A 17344-nucleotide genomic window follows, 5' to 3' on the forward strand; every position below is an offset into this window, starting at 1 on the left:
GGATCAGGTCTCCTCGCCGGCGACCCGCATGACCTCTTCGAGCGTCGTGCGTCCGGCCAGGGCCTTGCGCAGACCGTCTTCATACATGGTCGACATCCCTTCCGCAAGCGCCTGACGTCGGATGTCGGTAGCGGTAGCATGGGAGAGCACCGACTGGCGAATGCGGTCGGTCATGATCAGGACCTCGGTGATTACCAGGCGTCCCAGGTAGCCGGTGTCGTTGCACTGCCCGCAGCCCACCGCACGGTATAGCAAGAAGTCCTCCTGGTCCGGGTCCCGCAGGCGCGCGAACTTGGCAGCCAGCGCCGGCAGGGGCCGGTAGGGCTCACGGCAGGCCGGGCACAACCGACGGACCAGGCGCTGCGCCAGGATACCGTTGATGGTGGAGGTCAGCAGATAGTCCTCCACCCCCATGTCCAGCAGGCGGGTGACGCCGCTCGGGGCGTCGTTGGTATGCAAGGTGGAGAGCACGATGTGACCGGTGAGGGCCGACTGCACGGCGATCCGCGCAGTCTCGGTGTCACGCATCTCGCCGACCATGATGATGTCCGGGTCCTGGCGGACGATGGAGCGCAGGGCCCCCGCGAAGGTCATGCCGATCTGCGGCTTGACCTGGATCTGATTGATGCCCGCCAGCTGATACTCCACCGGGTCTTCCACGGTGATGATTTTGCGCTCCTGAGTGTTGAGGCGGCTCAATGCCGTATACAGGGTGGTGCTCTTGCCGCTGCCCGTGGGCCCGGTGACCAGGAAGATACCGTAGGGCATGTCCAGGATGGTGCCGAGCCGCTCCCGGGGCGGGCCGTCGAATCCCAGGGCGTCGAAATCGAAGCGCACGCTTTCCTTGTCGAGCAGACGCATGACCAGGCTCTCACCGAACAGGGTGGGCACCGTGGACACCCGCAGATCGAGCTCCTTGCCTTGTACCCGCAGGGGGATACGCCCATCCTGGGGCAGGCGACGCTCGGCGATGTTGAGCTTGGACATGATCTTGATGCGGGAGATGACCGCGGCAGTGGAATGGGTTGGCGGAGAGTCCGTCTCCTTGAGGATGCCGTCGATCCGGTAGCGGACCTTGAGCTGGTCCGCGAAGGGCTCGATATGGATGTCCGAAGCGCGGGACTCCACCGCGCGCTGGATGATCTGATTGACCAGCCGGACCACCGGTGCCTCGCTGGCCAGGTCTTTGAGGTGCTCGATGTCGTCCTCGGAGACCTCGCCAAACCCCGGTGTGGACTCGTCCGCTCCGGTCTCGCCCTCCGCCTGCTCGTAGAGGCGCGTCACGGCCAGCTCGATCTCCGACGGCAGACCGACGGCGCAGGCTACCCCTTTAGCCGCGGCCATGGTCAAGGCATCCGGCACGAAGGCGTCGGTGGGATCCGCCACGGCAACAGTGAGCCCCGCCTCGTCGTCGCGCAACGGCAGCACGCCGGCGTCCTTGAGAAAGCGGGGGCTGAACAGCTCCGGCGCAACCGGTGATTGGGGGAAGTCGGCAGCTTCCACCAAGGGGAGGTCCAAGACGTGCGAGAACGCCAGCGCCATGTCCCGTTCCGAGACCAGACCGAGCCGAACCAGCATCCGCGGGATCGGGTCGCCGCTCTCTTCCCCCAGGCGCCGGGCGCGCGTCAGATCCGAGTTTCCGAGCTTGCCCCCTTCCTGCAAGAAAGCGACGACACGCGACGTGACGGATTCGTCCGCGGCTCCATTACCTCCTGCGTCGCCGCTTTCGGAGGGGGGGTCGAGGGCCGTCCGCGTCGTATCTTCAGCAAGGCCATCTCCCCCGGTTGCGTGATGGCCCTCGGACACCGGGCGGTCGAATTCCAGGCTGTCAGCCATGGACGGCCTCCCCGACCAGTTGTGCAGCATCGACTTGCGGGCCGTCGAGCGGGTCGCGCCATTGAGGTATCAGGGTACCGAGCGCGGCGTGCAGGGCCGCTTCGTCACCGGCCCGGACGCCGGCTTCCAGTGCTTCGAGTCCGCGCGCCAGTTTCTCCGACTCCGGCACCGGCCCGCGCCGGGCAATGCGAATCTTGGGATGCGCGGTCTCCGCCAGGTCTTCCGATTCGTAGAAGAGCTCTTCGTAGAGCTTCTCGCCGGGCCGCAAGCCCACATACTCGATGGCGATGTCCTCACCGGGGAGCTGGCCGGAGAGACGGATCATCTGATCTGCCAGGTCGGCAATCGCGATGGGTTCGCCCATATCGAGCACGAAGATCTCACCGCCCCGCCCGATGGCTGCCGCCTGCATGATTAGTTGGCAGGCCTCGGGGATGGTCATGAAGAAACGCTTGATCTCCGGATGGGTGACAGTCACCGGTCCACCGCACTCGATCTGGCGCCGGAACAAGGGCACCACGCTGCCCGCCGAGCCCAGCACGTTGCCGAAACGCACCGTCTCGAAGCGGGTCTTCGAAGCTTCGAAGATCGCCTGACAGAGGATTTCGGCCACCCGTTTGGTCGCCCCCATAATGTTGATCGGATGCACCGCCTTATCGGTGGAGATCAGGACGAATTCCTCGCACCCGAAGTCGTCCGCGGCCTGGGCAACGACTTGTGTGCCTAAAACATTGTTGCGGACTGCCGGGTGTATCTGCTGTTCCAACAGGGGCACGTGCTTATAGGCCGCGGCATGAAAAACGACCTGCGGTCGTTCCCGCTCAAACAGCCCACGCACAGCCGCCGTGTCAGTGACATCGAGCAGAGCGCACGCCAGCTCCACCAGCGGATAAGTGTCCCGCAGCTCCGACTCGATACGGTACAGGTTGTATTCACCGTTGTCCGCCACCAGGAGCCGTGTCGGCCGCGCGGTCGCAATCTGGCGGCACAGCTCGGCGCCGATCGATCCACCGCCCCCGGTCACCAAGACCAGCCGGTTTTCCAGGGAACCGTGGATACCGTCTCGATCGAGCTGCACCGGGTTGCGGCCGAGCAGGTCCTCAATGGAGACCGGGTGCACCTGGCTGATGGACACCTGCCCCGTCATCAGGTCCCGCAGCGGTGGAACGGTACGGTAAGGCTTCCCGGCCCGCTGGCACAGCTTTACAAGGCGCTGCATTTGCCTGGTCGATGCGCTGGGAATCGCCAACAGGATCAAATCCACGGACAGCCTCACGACTAGCTCCGGAATTTCGGCCGTTGCTCCGCGGATCGGGATACCGTGCAGTTCGCTGCCGCGTCGGCGCGACTTGTCGTCCACAAAGGCCACGGGGAGATAGGCCGGCTGCGGATCTCGCAGCATATCCCTGACCAGCATCTCCCCGGCGCGGCCGGCCCCCACGATCAGGACCCGTTGCGCGTCATGCAGGGCCAGTCGGTGATCCTTCAGCCGCCGGTAGAGCAGGCGCGGGCCGGCCAGCAACAGCATCTGCAGTCCCAGGTACAGCAAGGGAAGGGAGCGCGGTACCCCCTGCATACGGTCGAAGATGAACAGAGCAAAGAAGATCAGGGCCGTTCCCGCCAGGACCGCCTTGGCAATACGCATCAGGTCCGGTAGCGAGGCGAAACGCCAGATGCCGCGATAGAGCCCGAATACCCAAAAGACAGATGCCTGGATGAGCAGTACCAGGGGCAGGGCCGTCAGCGCCCGGTCCAGGAACGGTTCCGGAATCACTCCGAGATTAAAACGTAGCCAATAGGCGCAGAGCCAGGCCACCGGAACCGTCGCCAGGTCATGGACGAATGCCGCGGTGCGCGAGCGCAGTCGATCGACCCAGGGCTTCATGGCGCGGGCGTGTCCGCCGACCGTTCAACCAAGCGGGTCTTGGTACCGATTACGAGGTAGACGATCGCCCAGGCACCGAGCAGGAGCCACTGATCGCGCACGCCCAGGTCCCGCGCCGCCACGGCGGTAGCCGCGCAGGCCGCCATGAGCAGATAGGACCAGAGGACGGTCCTGCGGTGGCTCCAGCCCGTCAGCACCAGGCGTTGATAGTGGTGGGAGCGGTGTGCCTTCCAGACGTGCTCGCCGCGTACCAAGCGGCGTAACAGGGTCCAACTGGCGTCCACAATGAAGGGCGAGAACGCCAGCCAGGCCACCCATAATGGGAACAAACCGCGCCGGGTCCCGACGAGAGATAAGGTGGCCGCCAGTAGGCCCAGGACGGCCGAGCCGAGATCCCCGAGAAAAATCCGTGCCGGCGGGAAATTGTAGAATAGAAATCCAGCCGCCGCCGCAACCACGACGCCGTTGGCCAGCGCAAATCCCGGATCCTCACCCTGCCAACCCAACACCCCTAGGGCCCCGAAGCCGAACACCGCCATTCCCCCCGCGAAACCGTCCATACCATCCATGAAATTGTAGAGATTGACCATCCACACCAGGTAGCCGAGGGTCAGGAACCAGGACAGGGTATTCGACAGCTCCCGGTAGATGCCCGGCAGCTCGATACCGGACCAGGCGATTCCCCCAACCAACAAGAGAATACCGGCACCTAAGTGAGCAGTGAGACGATAGCGGGCCCGGACCCCGCCGTAGTCATCGAGAAGGGAGATACCCCCGACCAGCAGCAGGGCGCCCCCGATCCAGGCCCAGGGGGAAGGTAGGGGAAAGGCCGCGAGGGCAAGGACATAGGCAACCGCAAGTGCGGTGCAGACCGCAATCCCCCCGGTGCGCGGTAGGACGCCTGCATGGAGTGAACGTTCGTTCGGCAGATCGACCATGCGGGAGAAAAGCGCGGGAGAACGGGAAAACCACCAAGTCAACAAGGCACTGATCGTAAAGGCCACGACCAACGAGATAGAGGCAACGACGGCCTGGCTCATTGGTCACACTCCGAACCAACAGCACGCGCTAGTACAGATGCTCCCAATTACCGATAACATTGAGCGAGCAGGATCTGCATGGAAAAGTTAGCCGCAAATCAACGTAACGGGATGAAGAAATGTCGATGATGGCAAGTCGATTGCGACCGATTTGCGTTGATTCGCGTTCATTTGCGGCAAAAAAGAATTCTCATTCGACGGGAGCATGGCGAAATCTCTGGTAGGGTGATGCTTCCGTTATCTGCGCGCAGATGTACCACGGATCAAACCTCCCGCACCAAGGCGGTCTCCACCTCGTCCCGCTTTGCCTTACCGACGAGCGACTCGATGAGCTGAAGCGCGAAGTCCATGGCGGTCCCAGGCCCGCGGGAGGTGATCAGCTTCCCGTCCACGACCACTGGCGCCTGGAGCAGGTCCACCTCCGGGAAATCCTCCTGGATGACGGCCCCTGGGTAGCTGGTGGCGGACTTCCCGTCGAGCAGACCCACCCCTGCCAGCACCTTGGGGGCGGCACAGATAGCGGCGATGAAACGGTCTTCGGCTCGATAGCGTTTGAGGAGCGCGTGAATCCGCTCGTCCTGCTCCAGCCGTTGGGCCCCGGGGAGCCCGCCGGGCAGGACGATCATGTCGAATGTCTGGTCCATGACCGCTTCCAGCACGGTGTCGGGTACCAACACCGTGCTGTGACTGGCGCGTACCGGCCCCTCCGTCAGACCGGCCGTGACCACCTCGATCTCGGCGCGCCGCAACAGATCGATGACGGTGACCGCCTCCAGCTCCTCACATCCCTCGGCCAGGGGGATTAACACACGTACCATATTCGTCTCCTTCTCACTCCTCGGCGTGACGGCCCAGGATATTCAGACCCTTGAGTACATTCAGTGCTTCGTTGAGCGCATAGTCCTCAGCGGCCAAGGGCTGTTTCTCCGTTACGGTCCCATCTTTTCCGGCCTCATCGTCCGTGGCCTTGTCTTTGCCGTCCGGATCTTTGCCGGCCGATTCCTTATCATCCAGGTGATGGTGCAAATCCACTTCCTTCAATGGTGCCACGCTCGGCTTCTCCGTAACGCTGAGCTCGCCTCTGACCAGCTCGATATCGGGCTTGATCCCATGGGCCTGGATGGAGTGACCGGAAGGGGTATAGTATCTCGCCGTGGTCAACTTGAGCGCCGTGGCATCGTCTATGGGCACGATGGTCTGTACCGAACCCTTACCGAATGTGGGGTAGCCCATGATGATGGCGCGTTTGTGGTCCTGGAGTGCCCCGGCTACGATCTCCGAGGCCGATGCGGACCCGCCGTTGATCAGCACCACGATGGGGGCACCCTTGAGCACGTCGTCCGGACCGGCTTTGAACTGGAGCTCCGAGTCCTCACCCCGACCTTTCGTATAGACGATGATCCCTCCCACGAGGAAGGCATCGCTCACGCCGACGGCGCTGTTGAGGACACCGCCCGGATTGTTTCGCAGATCCAGGACCAGGCCCTTGAGCCTGCCGTCGTTTGCTTTCTCGAGTTCGTTCAGGGCCGAGAGCAGATCCTCGGTGGTACGTGACTGGAAGTGGGAAATACGCACATAGCCGTATCCCGGCTCGAGGGTTCGGCTCTTGATGCTCGCCACCTGGATGATGTCCCGCTCCAGATCCAGGTTGAAAGGCCGGTTCACGCCCTCCCGCAGGATGGTCAGGGTGATTCGCGTGCCGGGCTTGCCGCGCATGGTGTTGACGGCATCGTTCAGGCTCATACCTTTTACCGGCTTGTCATCGATTCGTATGATCAAATCCCCGGTTTTGATTCCGGCGCGCTGGGCGGGGGTATCGTCGATCGGGGCGATCACCTTGATGAACCCATTCTCCATCCCGACCTCTATCCCCAAGCCTCCGAACTCGCCGCTGGTGCCGACCTGTAGCTCGCGGTACTCCTCCCGGTCCAGGTAGGTGGAATGGGGATCGAGCCCCGAGAGCATGCCGCGGACGGCACTCTTGAGCAGCTTCTTGTCATCCACCGGTTCCACATACTCGCCCTTGATGCGCCCGAAGACCTCGGCAAAGATGCGCAGCTCCTTCAGAGGCAACTCGTCGTGTGCCTGTTCCTCCTCAGCAAGGATTACCCCGATAGAGCCGCCGGCAGCGGCAAGGAGCAGGCCGATTGCAAACGTCATGATCGATCGGAACGGGTTCTTCATCGGGATATCACTGAAAAGCTGTTTGGTTAAATAGACTGAAACTTAGGTACTCGGTGGGAGCAGAGAAGTTTCGACGCGTTTCGCTGCCGAGGTATCGGCGGCGGACTCACGTCCCGACCCGACATCGGGCCGACACCACTGCTCGGGGTTCAGGGGACGGCCCCGGTAACGGATGGCGAAATAGAGCCCGGGCGACAGGCGGCCACCGCTACTACCGCTCAGCGCGATCGTTTCGCCGGCGGCAACCCACTCCCCCCGTTCCTTGAGCAGGGCCTGGTTGTGGCCGTAAAGTGTCATATAGTCGTCGTCATGTGCGATGATGAGTAATAGCCCGAAACCCCGCAACCAATCCGCATAGGCCACTTGGCCATGGTGGACCGCCCGCACCTTGGCGCCTTCCTCCGCCCTCAGGACAACGCCATCCCAGCGTTGGATACCACCCGCCTTGCGACTGCCGTAGTGCGACAGCAGTGAGGCGTCGGCAAGCGGCCAGGCCAAGTGTCCGCGCAGCTGCTTTAGCGGCTGCAGCTTCTGATGCAGCTCCGCTTCGGGTAGTGCTCGGGCCTGCTGCTCGAGCCGTTCCAACAGTATGTGCATCTCCCGGGCCTGGGCACGCAACTCTTCGATGCGTTCCGCCCGGGTGGCGATGGTCTGCTCCAGGGAAGTCAAGAGCGCGGTGTGCTTGTCCTGCGCCATCATCAGGCGGGCCCGGGTCTCATCCCGGCTCTGTACCAACAAGACGAGCCGCCCCCTTTCCTTTGCTGCTTCCCGGACCAGGTCATCGAGTCTGCGCGCACGTTGGGTTACGGCTTCGATGCGCTGGATGCGGAAGCGGTTGAGGAACCCATAATAAGCCATGACTCGGCTCAGGCGATTGGAATCTTCCTGATTGAGCAGGATCCGGATATGGTTCTCCGGTCCCATGGCATACGCGGAACGCAACAGATTCTCCAGGGCAGTGCGTTCGCGGCCTAAGATTTCGCGCTCAACCACCAATCGGCTTTGGAGCTCCTCCAGAACCCGTTCCTGGTTACCGATCATCGTCATCAACCGGTGTACCGTCCGGGCCAGGTCAGCAATCTTGCGTTCGCGCCGCTCAAGCTCTGCCCTGAGCTCCTGCCGACGGCCACGGCGCACATCCAGGTTCTGCTCCAGGTCCCGTACCTGTTGCTCGATGTCGGCCAGATCGCGCTTGCGACCCTCGATGGCCTCATCTTCCGTCACGGCCGTGACCAGTGTGGGAATCGACACCAGCAAGACGACAACCAGATGGAGTCGTCTCCGAATCGGACCGAGCGCACTCAAGATTCGGCCTCCGCGTCGGCCAGGATGGTGCAAATGACGGTCCGGTCGCGACGGGGACCGTCGAACTCGCAGAAGAAGATATTCTGCCAGGTAGACAGGCCGAGCCGGCCTTCGATCACAGGGATGGTCTCCGACGGCCCCACCAGACCGGACTTGAGGTGCGCATCTCCGTTTCCATCCTGGACGTCGTGCTGCCACACACCCTGTGGGATCAGCTTGCGCAGCAGCCCGACCACATCCCGTTGCACACTATCGTCCCAATTCTCCTGAATCATGAGGGCCGCGGTCGAGCCTTGGGCATAGACGGCCACAAGCCCGTTGCGTACGCCGCTGCGGCGCACCAGATCACGGACCTGGGGCGTAATATCGACCAGGGTCTCCCGCCTGTCCGTCCGCAATTTGATCAGCTCGCGCATCAGTCTTTCTCCCGTGCCTTCTTCAGAACTGCCCCGTCCGCAGCAGGACCAGGGTACAGGCGTGTTCAAAAGGGATGCGGGCGTCCTTGAGGACAAGCTCGAGGGCGTGCGATTCGGTTCCCGGGTTCAGGATCACCCGTCCCGGTGCCAAATCGAGGATGTCCGCAATCATCGCCTTGCTGCGTGCAGGCCCCAGGTACAGGGTGAGGGTATGAACCGGCCCTTGGATCCGACGCAGGTGGTTGACCACCGGGATGCGATCGATACGGCTCACCTTCGGATGCACCGGAATCACGTCGTAGCCCCGGTCATGCAGCAGCTTCACCGCTTGATAGGAGTAACGGGTCGGCTTCGGGCTCGCGCCCAGGACGACCACGGTCTGTTCCCGCGGCTTCAAATGGCTCCGCCGTTGCACGGCTTCGGCTTCCGTTAGTTAGTGGATGATTCACTGGGTTAGGCGTGCATTCTATCGCTTGGACTTGCGACGCAAAACTCGCACGCGTCGTAACCCGATAAAAAAACTTTCTTGATTTGCAGATTACGTAGATTCTCATTTTCATCTGCGGGAATCTGCTAGGGTCGGCGACTGGCGCGTAACCCAGCACTTCGCTCACCACCCACGCCCCACTTGCCGCCGGTGTCTGGCGCTGTTCCTACCTTTCCGCTTCTGGGTTAGGAGTTGTCCATACTGCCGTTCTTCGTCGGCGCGTAGGGTTGCGAAGGTCCGTAGCTCGCCGTTGATGCGGGCGGCCACCGGGATGCCCTGGCGGTACAGGACCCGGTTGCCGAGAATGGCAGAGATACGCTCCCCAGGGGTAAGGGTACCGGTGAGGTTGACCGGATCCGTGGCGCTGACGACTACCGGGGATTCAGGCCCCGGCTCGCGGTGGCGGCGCAGGGCGGCGACGGCCTCCGGGTGGGCGAATTGCTCGCCGCTGAAGCCGGTGACGAAGCGTCCGCCGCGCACCTCGCCCCGGGCTTCTAAGCGCCAATAGGCTCGCAGCAGCTCGCGCCAAGGTGGCAGGCCCCGTTCGCGTTCCAGGATCCGGCGCATCACCAGGCCATAGCGTTGGATCAGCTGGTGCGCTAGTTTCTCCAGCCGGACACTCTGCGCTGCCGGCGACTCGGGTTGGGCACCGGCGCCCGGTGTGGGCAAGGCGTCCCAGCGCCCGGCCCGGTCGATGGGGTCGATGGAGCTATTACCGCGCCGGCGGCGTGTGGTGACACTGCTTGCCGCCGGCGCGATCAGGGCGCGCAGGCCGGCGAAGCCGTCTGCGGTGATCTGGCCGGCGGCCACCAGCTCGCCGAGGGCGATTGTGACCTCGGTGCGCAACAGGCCGCTGTCGCTCACCAGATCGGCGAAGAAGCGGGCCCCGCGGGCTTGGAGCAGACCCAGCAGCATGGAGGCACGGGACGAGAGCCCCCTTCTCTCCGATGGACCCTCCACCGGACCCTCCGCCGGGCCGTCCGGTCGCCATAGGGCGGCCATCTCGCGGCGCAGAATGGCGATGGGGGTGGTGCGGATCGGGGTCTTGCCTCCGTGGCCCGGATGCAGTCTGAGCCAGAGATAGCGGCCGCTGACCGTCAGGCTATCGAGCAGATCCGGGGTGTAGGCGGCAATGCGTGCAGGCAGGACCTCGGCCTCCCAAGCGGCGGCGGGGATGCTGAAGCCGGCGAGCCGGTCGAGCACGGCGCCGGTGCCCTCGATACCCTCTACCCGGTTGCCGGCCAGGCCCTGCCAGTGGAGCAGGAAGCGCATGTAGGCCGCCGGGCTCACGGGGGCGATCGCCTTGCGCAGTCCCTCCACCGTATAGCGGTTGATCCGCGCCAGCAGTCGGCGCTCGCACCATTGCTCGCCGGCCAGGTCCGGGTCGAAGCGGCCGCGCACGGCAAAGCCTTCCTGCTCCAGCGCCGCCAGGGCCTGCTCCAGGTCACTCACGGGCAGATCCAGCGGGCGGGCGAGATCCGCGGCCCGGACCGGTCCCAGGCACTCCAGGCGGCTACGGATGACTTCACGCAGGGCGTGATCCCGGTCCGCAGGGAGAGTGTCGCAAAAGGCATCGGTCACCTTTCGATCCCCTCTCCCTAGATCCCTCGCCCGCTCGGGACAGGCTCCCTCTCCCTGGGGGGAGGATGTCGCAAAAGATGACGCTCTTTGTAGGATGCGGTGAGCCGCCAGGGACGGCGGCGAACCGCATCGATGGATGGCGGTGTGTTCCACCAAGTTGGGCATGGCACTATCCAACGATGCGGTTCGCGGCCTACCCGCCCCGTCCCTGGGGCGGGGCAGGCGCTCACCACATCCTACGGGCTCGCGCAGGGCGCTGTCTCGATCCCCTCTCCCTAGATCCCTCGCCCGCTCGGGACAGGCTCCCTCTCCCGGTGGGAGAAGGGCTTTTGTGACCCGCTCCGCGGGAAACGGGATGCTCGATGGGATGCCGGCGACGATGGTTGGATCCAGGGGACAGACGGCGGCCAGCTCGGGCAGCCGTTCGGTGGCACACAGGATGACCGTGCCCCTCGGTATCTCCAGACGCACCGCACGCTGCTCCGCGGCGAGCCGGGCAAAAAAACCCGTGCCGGCGCCCAGCTCGTCCCAGGTCAGGAATCCGGCCAGCAACAAGGCGTCGTGGAGTTCGTCCGGGTCAGTAATACTCGGCCAGGCCTGCTCGCGTACCTTGGCCACGGCGGCCGGGTCCAAGCGGGCAAGCCGCGCGGCCTGCTCCTGGTCGATCAGACCCTGGGTACGGATAGCCAGGGTACGGCGCTCTTCGGCGGGGGTATCGTCGAGAAAGGCGTAGGGGCGCGCGCCGATGACCTCTTCGGCCAGGGGCGAGGGCGCGGCCAGGTCGCGGGCGATCACCTCGACCGCACCGGACTCGATGCGCGCCAACAGGCGTTCCAGGCCCGCGACATCCATGACCTCGGTGAGACAGTCCCCCAGGGTTTGAGCGATCAGGGGATGATCCGGGATCTCGCGTTCACCCTGGAGGTTCTCCAGGCACGCGAGCTGATCGGGAAAGATGAGCGCCACCAGGTCCTCGGCCGCGGAGCGTTGGAACTGGGGCGGCACCTTGCTGCCGCCGCGGTAGCGCTGTACCGCCAGCGCAGTAGAGGCGTTCCAGCGCCAGTGGGTGCCGAACAAGGGGACGTCGAGCAGGGCCTGGGTCAGCAGCCGGTGCACCGTATCGCTCTTGAGGAAATGTTGAATGTCTTCCAGGGCAAAGCTGTGCACGGCGCCCAGGGAGAGGATGATGCAGTCGTCCAGCGCCGCGGCCTGGAGCTCGAAATTGAAGGTGCGGCAAAACCGCTTGCGCAGGGCCAGCCCCCAGGCGCGGTTGAGGCGCGAGCCGTAGGTCGAGTGCACCACCAAGTGCATATCGCCGACCTCGTCGAAGAAGCGCTCGAGGACGATCCGGTCCTGGGTGGGCAGCAGGCCCAGGGCGGCCTGGGCGGCCCCGTAATAGGCCAGCAATTGGTCGGCTGCCGCGGGCTCCAGGCCATAGGTATCCAGGAGCCAGGCCCGGGCCTGGTCGCCGCCCGCCTCCAGCCGCTCCGCAATCCCGGCGCGCAGCTCGGAGACACCCGCCGAGAGCAGGTCGTCACGTCCCGGCGCCTCACCGAACCAGAAGGGGATATTGGGCGGCTGACCCTTTGCATCCTCCACCAGCACCCGGCCCGACTGGATCCGCAGGATACGGTAGCTGGTATTGCCGAGCTGGAAGATGTCGCCGGCCAGGCTCTCGAAGGCAAAATCCTCGTTCAAGGTGCCGATGCGCACGCCCTCGGGCATCAAGAGGACATCATAGTCGAAGCGGTCGGGGATGACGCCGCCGTTGGTGATGGCGGTCAGGCGTGCACCCTTGCGCCCGCGTAACCGGCCCTTGATCCGGTCACGATGGAGATAGGCGGCGCGGCGTCCGACCCGGGTCGAGAAGCCATCGGCGAGCATCTGCACGACCTGGTCGAAGGTGGCGCGGGAGAGTTCCCGGTAGGGCCAGGCCCGACGCAGGCGATCGAACAATCTCTGCTCATCCCAGTCCTGGGCGGCGACCTCGGCGACGATCTGCTGGGCCAGCACATCCAGGGGTTGGTGAGGGAGCCGGATGCGGTCGAGCCGGCGCGTCCGCGCCGCCGCGAGCAGGGCGGTACACTCGGCCAGGTCATCGCGGGACAGGGGAAACAGCCGGCCCTTGGGGGTAGCCGCCAGGGCGTGGCCGGAGCGGCCGACCCGTTGCAGCAGGGCGGCCACGGACCGCGGTGAGCCGAGCTGGCACACCAGATCGATGTCGCCGATATCGATGCCGAGCTCCAGGGAGGCGGTCGCTACCAGGGCCCGCAGCGCACCGGCCTTGAGTCGGTCCTCGGCCTCGCGGCGGTGCTCCCGCGCCAGGCTGCCGTGATGGGCCATGACCGCACCCTCGCCGAGGCGCTCGGAGAGGTGGTGCGCCACCCGTTCGGCCAACCGCCGGGTGTTGACGAAGATCAGGGTCGTGCGGTGCTCCAGGGCGAGGGCCGCCAGGCGGTCGTAGAGCTCGCCCCACACCTCCCCCGCCATCACCGCCTCCAGGGGCGAGGCGGGGACCTCCAGGCCGAGATCCAAGGGACGGCTATGGCCCAGATCGATGATTGCGCAGGGCATCTCCCGGATGCCGAGGAGAAACTGTGCCATGTCCGTGACGGAGCCCTGGGTCGCGGAGATCCCGATGCGCTGCAGCGGCTGCCCGGTAAGGACTTCCGGGGTAAGGGCCTCCAGTCGCTCCAGGGACAAGGCCAGGTGAGCGCCGCGCTTGTTGCCGGCCAGGGCGTGGATCTCGTCCAGGATCACCGTCCGCACCGTTTTGAGCATGTCGCGCCCCGAGGCCGAGGTCAGCAGGATGTAAAGCGACTCGGGCGTAGTCACCAAGATGTGTGGCGGAAGACGACGCATCCGCTCGCGTTCGGACTGAGGGGTATCGCCGGTGCGTACCCAGGCCCGGATCGCCACCGGCGGCAGGCCCCGCGCCGCCAGCTGGTCTGCGATGCCCAGTAGTGGCCGTTGCAGATTGAGCTGGATGTCGGTAGACAGGGCCTTCAGGGGCGATACATAGAGCACCCGGGTGTGGTCGGGTAGACCCCGCTCCAGGCCCTCGCGCAACAGACCGTCGATGACGGCGAGAAAGGCCGCCAGGGTCTTGCCCGAGCCGGTGGGTGCCGCCAACAGCGTGTGCCCACCGTGTGCGATGGCCGGCCAGGCCGCGGCCTGGACCGGGCTCGGCGTATTGAAGCTGGCTCGAAACCAAGCCCCGACGGCGGGGTGAAACAGGGAGTCGCTCATCGGCAACCGGTGCTGGAATCAGCAATTCTGGGTAGTGGTAAATTTTTAAGTGGTAGCGTAGAAGGGTTCATTATGCTCCATTTTTTTTTGATCCCCTCTCCCCAACCCTCTCCCAAGAGGGAGAGGGAGTGGCGCGTGGCGTGCCCAACACGCCGCTAGTGGCTATGCTTCCATTTAGACCTTAACCACTACCCAATCTGAAGGGTCTGGATAACTTTAGCATCTTCCTGTGCGCTTCATATGGCGACTGGCGAACCGAAAAGAGCGCGGGCAGAATCCTGCTTTGATACTATTCCACCCAAGCCGTACAAAGTGCTACGGCGATTCTTTCATAGGATTTCTTGGCGGGAGATCGATCGATGAACAAATCTTGGATGAAGCCCGGTGCCACACTCTTTGCCGGCAGCCTGGTGCTGGTCGCTTGTGCCACCGACGAGTACGGCAACCGGCGGCCACTTACGGAGACCCAGGCAGGGGCCGCCATCGGCGCCATTACCGGCGCCGCCGTCGGCGCCGCGGTGGCGGACAAATCGGCTAAGGGTGCCGTGATCGGGGCGGTGGGAGGCGGCTTGGCCGGCGGCCTGATCGGCCACTACATGGAGCAGCAGCGCCGTGACTTCGAGAAGCTGCTGGCCCCGGAGATTGCCGCCGGCGTCATCCGCGTCAAGCCCCTTCCCGACGACCGGTTATTGGTCGGAATGACCAGCGAGACCACGTTCGAGATAGATTCGGACCGGATCAAACCCGGCTTCCACAGCACCTTGGACAAGATCTCGGGCGTCGTAAACAAGTACGGGAAGACCCGGCTCACCATCGCCGGCCATACCGACAGTACCGGCTCGGCCGCGCACAACCAGGGGCTATCGGAACGGCGTGCCCAGGCGGTAGAAGGCTATCTGCTCAGTGAGAGTGTGTATCCCGGCCGCCTCAGTGCCATCGGTTACGGCGAGGACCAGCCTATCACGAGTAACGAGACCGAAGAGAGTCGCCGTCGCAATCGCCGGGTGGACATCACTATCATTCCCATAACCACGGAACAATCCTGAATGATTTGGCGTTGTTTGGAGGGAAAAGATCCCTCCTGCGTCGGGACAAGAAAGATCCCTCCTGCGTCGGGACAGGGTTTGACGGGTTGCGTTCGACGCCTAACGGCTTGTCGATCTCCTTCGGTGTCCGTGCCGGCGTCTTAACGCAACCTACGCCCGGATTACCCCCGCGCTGCCTGTATGCGCGGACCTCGCTTTTTTGTGGCTGTCGGTGTTGCACGTGGTTCCAGACCCTGGCTGCTTCCTATACTCTGTTGAATTCCGGGATATTGTGAGGATTGGTCTGCTTCAAGTGCTTGATGGCCTCGTCCTAATAACTCATGGCTTCTCCTGCTTTACCAAGTGTGAAAAGCGGTTTCACTCGGTAACGGCGATCTCTTTCTTCATGCCCTCGACGATGGCCATCAACTCGTCTTGCTCCTTTGCGGGCACCTCATAGTTGTTCATCACTCGGCGGAGGTCCGCCATCGTGGCCTGCCACTCCTTTTCGTTGATTTTGAGATGACCATGGGACTCTTTCATACTGCGGCCCGTATACTCACATGGACCTCCCGTCTCCCGGCAAACCATAGCCGTCAGGTGATACTTCAGGCCGGCCGCCGGCACACGGACCTTGGCTGCCTTGATCGCCGGGTTGGCATTGAGCACATCGTTTACCAGCAACAGATCGATGAATTCATCCACCACGGCAGCGATTGGATACACCCCGCCGAGCCTGTCGTAGAGGGGTTTGTCCGTCTGTTTCTCAGCGGCTTGGGCGAGACCTTGCGCAAGCAATGCAACCAAAATGCTCCCGAGTAGGGCTGTTCTTATGGAAGCGCGCGATTTGAGCATGCTATTTCTCCTTTGATTTGGCGATTGGGAACTGGAACGGTGATTATACTGCTGCCAGATATAAGGTGAATGCTTTCACAATCTCCGGAGTCCGGGAACGAACAAGATAATCTGGCCGATGTGGTTCGCTGCGCTCACCACATCCTTGTATGTTCTGTTTCCAAGGGAAAGCCAAGGATGGGGTATAAAGGGATTTGATGGAGCGTACCTGGGAAGCCGTTACATCCTACGGATCCTTCTGGAACCCTCCGCCGAGGATAGATACACTGCTGTTGTTCCCGCACTGCCGGGGCGTATCAGCGAGGGAAAACCCTTATGGCCTACTACTTGTTCTCTGGCCCGTGGAGCACACGCTGCGGCAAGCCGGTCTCGACCAGCGTCCGATTGTCGTCCGTTTCCGGGAGGCGGTTGCCGTGAGTTGGCTGTCCAAGCCCGTGCGGCCCCTGGACGAGGATGCACGCCACGCCGCCGCCAGACGGCAGGTAGGGCTGACCAAGCCACCGGGATCGCTCGGGCGGCTTGAAGAGATCGCGATCGCATTGGCGGCGATGCAGGGCGAGGTCTACCCGACGGTCGACCCGGTACAGATCCTGGTCTTCGCCGGCGATCATGGGGTCGCCGACGCCGGGGTCTCGGCCTATCCCCAGAGCGTGACGGCCCAGATGGTGACCAACATGGCAACGGGAGGTGCCGCGATCTCGGTGCTGGCCGAGGCGCTCGCTGCCGGCCTGGAGCTGATCGTGCTCGGTACCGTCGGCGAGATTGCCTGTGATCCGGTGCCACCGTCGGTGCGGCTGGTCGGTGTCGCCCCGTCCACAAAGGATTTCTCGCGCGAGCCGGCCATGTCGAGCGCCGAGCTCGACGCCTGCCTGGCCGCCGGGCGTGCGGCGGTCGAGCGTGCGGTTAACGACCGGGATTGCCGGCTGGTGATCGGCGGCGAGATGGGGATCGGAAATAGCACCGCGGCCGCGGCGCTGGCCTGCGCCTTGCTGGGGCACCCGGCCTCCGAGCTGGCCGGTCCCGGCACCGGCCTCGACGCCGCCGGTATCGCCCGCAAGGCGGCCTTGATCGAACGCGCCCTGCACCTGCACCGGATCGTGCCGGATACCCCCCTCGAGGCCCTGCGTCGAGTCGCCGGTTTTGAGATCGCGGCCCTGACCGGGGCCTATCTGGGCGCGGCCCAGCTGGGAATTCCGGTGCTCGTTGACGGTTTCATCGCGACCAGCGCGGCCTTGGCCGCGACCCGTATCCTATCCGGGGCGCGGGATTGGATGCTGTTCGGACACAGCTCCTGCGAGCCGGGCCATGCGATCCTGCTCGCGGCGCTCGACGCCGAGCCGCTGCTGGATCTGGGGCTGCGGCTCGGGGAGGGCAGCGGCGCCGCATCCGCGCTGCCCTTGCTGCGTCTCGCCTGCGCCCTGCACCGAGAGATGGCGAGCTTTGCCGAGGCCGGTATCGACGGGGCCTTGCTCTGACGGATA

At 64.1% G+C, this 17344-nt stretch carries 12 protein-coding genes; 2 read left to right on the top strand and 10 right to left on the bottom strand.

All coding sequences use genetic code 11. From position 1 onward, the window contains the following. Window positions 1-3 precede the first annotated feature (3 nt). The 9 genes from gspE to E1958_RS20920 form a co-directional block, all read right to left on the bottom strand. Entirely contained in the window at window positions 4-1836 is a 1833-nt protein-coding gene (gspE, locus tag E1958_RS12380) for a type II secretion system ATPase GspE (protein ID WP_133512153.1), read from the bottom strand. Beyond that, window positions 1829-3721: a polysaccharide biosynthesis protein gene (locus E1958_RS12385; protein WP_133512154.1), complete on the bottom strand. Its 1893-nt coding sequence runs from the start codon at window positions 3719-3721 to the stop codon at window positions 1829-1831. Before E1958_RS12385 ends, gspE begins: the two co-directional genes overlap by 8 nt. Continuing rightward, window positions 3718-4761, bottom strand: a complete 1044-nt coding sequence (locus E1958_RS12390) for an MraY family glycosyltransferase (protein WP_133512155.1) — start codon at window positions 4759-4761, stop codon at window positions 3718-3720. The genes E1958_RS12385 and E1958_RS12390 overlap by 4 nt, the downstream gene beginning before the upstream one ends. Before the next feature lie 263 nt (window positions 4762-5024). After that, entirely contained in the window at window positions 5025-5579 is a 555-nt protein-coding gene (locus E1958_RS12395; RefSeq protein ID WP_133512156.1) for a DJ-1 family glyoxalase III, read from the bottom strand. Window positions 5580-5592: 13 nt separating this feature from the next. Further along, window positions 5593-6921 carry a S41 family peptidase gene (locus E1958_RS12400; protein WP_279381377.1) on the bottom strand — a complete coding sequence of 443 codons (1329 nt, stop codon included), beginning with the start codon at window positions 6919-6921 and terminating at the stop codon, window positions 5593-5595. Window positions 6922-6987: 66 nt separating this feature from the next. Then, window positions 6988-8250, bottom strand: coding sequence for a murein hydrolase activator EnvC family protein (locus E1958_RS12405; protein ID WP_133512158.1), 1263 nt, complete (start codon window positions 8248-8250; stop codon window positions 6988-6990). Beyond that, the gene (locus E1958_RS12410) at window positions 8247-8666 is read right to left on the bottom strand and encodes a secondary thiamine-phosphate synthase enzyme YjbQ (RefSeq protein ID WP_133512159.1); all 420 of its coding nucleotides are present in this window, start codon (window positions 8664-8666) and stop codon (window positions 8247-8249) included. Before E1958_RS12410 ends, E1958_RS12405 begins: the two co-directional genes overlap by 4 nt. Before the next feature lie 22 nt (window positions 8667-8688). Beyond that, window positions 8689-9081, bottom strand: coding sequence for a CoA-binding protein (locus E1958_RS12415; protein ID WP_243725266.1), 393 nt, complete (start codon window positions 9079-9081; stop codon window positions 8689-8691). Window positions 9082-9276: 195 nt separating this feature from the next. Next, window positions 9277-13983: a DEAD/DEAH box helicase gene (locus E1958_RS20920; protein WP_207787643.1), complete on the bottom strand. Its 4707-nt coding sequence runs from the start codon at window positions 13981-13983 to the stop codon at window positions 9277-9279. 359 nt (window positions 13984-14342) lie between these two features. Here E1958_RS20920 and E1958_RS12425 point away from each other — a divergent pair, with 359 nt between their 5' ends. Beyond that, on the top strand, window positions 14343-15029 hold the full coding sequence (locus tag E1958_RS12425) for a YiaD family glycine zipper/OmpA-like lipoprotein (RefSeq protein WP_243448346.1): 687 nt from the start codon (window positions 14343-14345) through the stop codon (window positions 15027-15029). A 357-nt stretch (window positions 15030-15386) separates the two neighbouring features. On the opposite strand, the gene E1958_RS12430 is transcribed toward E1958_RS12425, so the two are convergent. Further along, on the bottom strand, window positions 15387-15863 hold the full coding sequence (locus E1958_RS12430) for a group I truncated hemoglobin (protein ID WP_089726036.1): 477 nt from the start codon (window positions 15861-15863) through the stop codon (window positions 15387-15389). Window positions 15864-16276: 413 nt separating this feature from the next. Between E1958_RS12430 and cobT the strand changes: the two genes are divergently transcribed. Next, complete coding sequence (gene cobT / locus E1958_RS12435) at window positions 16277-17338, top strand: nicotinate-nucleotide--dimethylbenzimidazole phosphoribosyltransferase (protein ID WP_243725267.1); 1062 nt, start codon at window positions 16277-16279, stop codon at window positions 17336-17338. Window positions 17339-17344: the final 6 nt, after the last annotated feature.

This window comes from Candidatus Thiosymbion oneisti (assembly GCF_004359955.1).
Taxonomy (GTDB): Bacteria; Pseudomonadota; Gammaproteobacteria; order Chromatiales; family Chromatiaceae; genus Thiosymbion; species Thiosymbion oneisti.